Origin of the sequence: Micromonospora sp. MH33, from assembly GCF_003013775.1 — a bacterium.
GTDB classification, from domain to species: Bacteria; Actinomycetota; Actinomycetes; order Mycobacteriales; family Micromonosporaceae; genus Micromonospora; species Micromonospora fulviviridis.
Genome location: NZ_MUYZ01000500.1, coordinates 1 through 2,958, shown reverse-complemented (window position 1 = coordinate 2,958; position 2,958 = coordinate 1). Strand labels below are relative to the sequence as shown.

Here is a 2,958-nt window from a genome sequence, read left to right as displayed (position 1 = left end):
ACCCGCGCCGCGCGCTGCCCGCCGTGCTGCTCGACGACGGCAGTCGCACCTGGACGCCCGTGCCGGACCTGCTGGCCAGCGGCCGGCTGGACCCGCACGTGGTGGCCGAACCGGAGGCCACCGGCGTGCTGCGGCTGCGGCCCGGCGACGGGATCAACGGTCGCCGGCCGGCGCCCGGCGTCACCCTCACGGCCTGGCCACGGGTGGGCGGCGGCATCGCCGGCAACGTCGGCGCGGACGTGCTCACCCTCGCGCTGCCCACCGCCGCGTGGACGGTGCCGGCCGGCGTGAGCGTCAGCAACCCGCTGCCGGCCACCGGCGGGGTCGACCCCGAGTCGGTCGACGAGGTGAAGGAACTGGCCCCGTACGCGTTCCGCACCCAGCTGCGCGCGGTCACCAGCGCCGACCACGCCGCCACCGCCGAGGAGAACCCGGGCGTGCAGCGCGCGGTGGCCCGGCGCCGCTGGGCCGGCTCCTGGTACGCCCAGGAGGTCACCCTCGACCCGGTGGCCCGCCGGGCCGGCGACCCCACGCTCGCCGCCGAGGTCGCCGCCCTGCTCGACGTACGCCGGCTGGCCGGCACCGACGTGGAGCTGGCCCCGCCCGCCCACGTTCCGCTGGAGATCGCCCTCGGGATCTGCGTCGCCGACGGCCACCTCGCCGCCGACGTGGAACGCCGGCTGCGCGCCGAACTGTCCACCCGGGTGCTGCCCGACGGCCGGCTCGGCTTCTTCCACCCCGACCGGCTCACCTTCGGCCAGTCCCTGTACGTCTCCGACCTGGTCGCCGCCGTCATGGCCGTGCCCGGCGTCGGCTACGTCGAGGTGGCCGACGACGAGGCCACCGGCCTGCGGTTCCGCCGGCTCGGCCGGCCGCCCGCCGGGGAAGTGGCCCGCGGCCGGATCGACGCCGCCGCCCGCGAGGTGCTGCGCGCCGACAGCGACCCGAGCAACCCGGAGTACGGCCGGGTCGCCTTCCGCCTGCGCGGTGGCGCGTGAGCTGCGGCTGCGGCGGTGGATGCGGGTGCGACCCGCTGCGTCCGCCCGCGCCCGAGGTGACCAACCCGCCCGGCCAGCCCGTCCTGGCCTGGCGGGTCGCCCCGCACAGCCACGCCCTGGTCCGGATGCGGGCCGCGCTCGCCGACCCGGGCCTGCCGGCCGGCGTGCGGGCGGTGGCCGGGCAGGACGGCGACGACCCGGTGCTGGCGCTGCTCGACGCCGCCGCGGTGATGACCGACGTGGTCTCCTTCTACACCGAACGGATCGCGCAGGAGGCGTACCTGCGCACCGCCACCGAGCTGGCCTCGGTCCGGCACCTCGCCGGCATGATCGGCTACCAGCCGCGCCCCGGCGTCGCCGCCGCCGTGGACATCGCCTTCGACGTCGAGGACGCGCCGGGCGCACCGTCGCAGGTGGACGTGCCCGCCGGCACCCCGGTGCAGTCGGTGCCCGGGCAGGGCGAGCTGCCGCAGACCTTCGAGACCGGCGCCGACCTGCGCGCGTACGCGGTGTGGAACGCGGTCCCGGGGGCCACCGCCGGGCCGCAGGAGATCGACTTCGCCACCGACGCGATCTGGCTGCGCGGCACCGCGCTCGGTGTGCGGACCGGCGACGGCGTGCTGGTGGTCGGCGCCGAACGCCGCCGCTACGGGCGCACCCCCGCGCACAGCCGCAGCGCCGCCGACCGCCGGCGTGACGACGAGCGGTGGGACTTCCGCATCGTCACGGCCGTCGAGGAGGGCCCGCCCGGCCTGGCCGGCTGGACCCGGTTGCTGTTGGCCGAGCGGATCGGCTGGCGGCGCTCGACGCCGCTGACCGCCGAGGAGGGCGTGCAGGTGCACGCATTCGCCACCCGGACCAACCTGTTCGGCTGGAACGCGCCGATGGCGGGCCTGTTCGCCGGGAACGACCCGCCGCCGCCCGGCATCACCGACGGCGAGTGGGACGACATCGACAACCCGTTCCCGCCCGGCGATCCGCCCCCCGCCGACGTGGTGGAGGTCGACGGCGACCACCCCCGGATGGTGCCCGGCTCGTGGCTGCTGCTGGAACGTCCCGACTACCGCGAGCTGTACGCCGTCGAGGCGGCCGACCCGGCCGGCGGTTCCCGGTTCGGCGTCAGCGGCCGGACCACCCGGCTGCGTGTCGACATCACCGAGAACCTGGACACCTTCGGCCGCCGGGACACCCTGGTGCGCGGCGAGTCCCGGCCGCTGCCGGCGGCGGAACGGCCTCTCGTGGAGCCGGTCGGCGGCCGGCGGCTCACCCTGGGCGCCACCGACCCGCCGCTGCCCGCCGGCCGCCGGGTGGTGGTGACCGGGTTCCCGCCCGGCGGGCCGCCCGCCGACCCGCTCGTCGCCGCGGCCACCGCGCCCCCGCTGGCCGAGACCGCGGTGGTGCTGGCCTGCGCGGTCGCCGCCGACGGCCGGACCATGACCGTCGACCTGGACCGCGACCTGACGCTCCGGTACGACCCGCGTGGCCTGCGGGTGCGCGGCAACGTCGCGCCGGCCAGCCACGGCGAGACCGTCGTCCAGCCGCTCGGCAGCGGCGACCCCACGCTCGCCTTCCAGCGGATGCGCACCCGGCGCGGCCCGCTCACCCACGTCCGCGACGACAGCCCCGCCGGCGCCCGCAGCACCCTGGAGGTCCGGGTGGACGGGGTGCGCTGGGATCCGGTGCCCGCCCTGGACGCCGCCGGCCCGCAGGATCGGGTGCACACCGAACGGCTCGACGACGAGGGTCTGGCCACGGTCACCACCGGCGACGGCCGGCACGGCGCCCGGCTGCCGGGCGGCGTGGAGAACGTGGTGGCCACCTACCGGGTCGGGGTGGGCGGCGCCGGCGCGGTCCGGGCCGGCCAGCTCAGCATCCTGCCCCGCCGCCCGTACGGGGTGCGCGCCGCCGGCAACCCGGCCCCGGCCCGGGACTGGGCCGACCCGGAGCAGCTCGACGCGGC

Annotated in this window: 2 protein-coding genes; both read left to right on the top strand. The window is 78.2% G+C overall.

What is annotated here, in order from left to right; all coding sequences use genetic code 11:
* The coding region (locus B0E53_RS35005; RefSeq protein WP_146167918.1) for a putative baseplate assembly protein at window positions 1-998 on the top strand (998 nt) is incomplete at its 5' end.
* Window positions 999-1,054: 56 nt separating this feature from the next.
* Window positions 1,055-2,958: putative baseplate assembly protein (locus B0E53_RS35000; RefSeq protein ID WP_107079781.1), on the top strand; the 1,904-nt coding region annotated here is incomplete at its 3' end.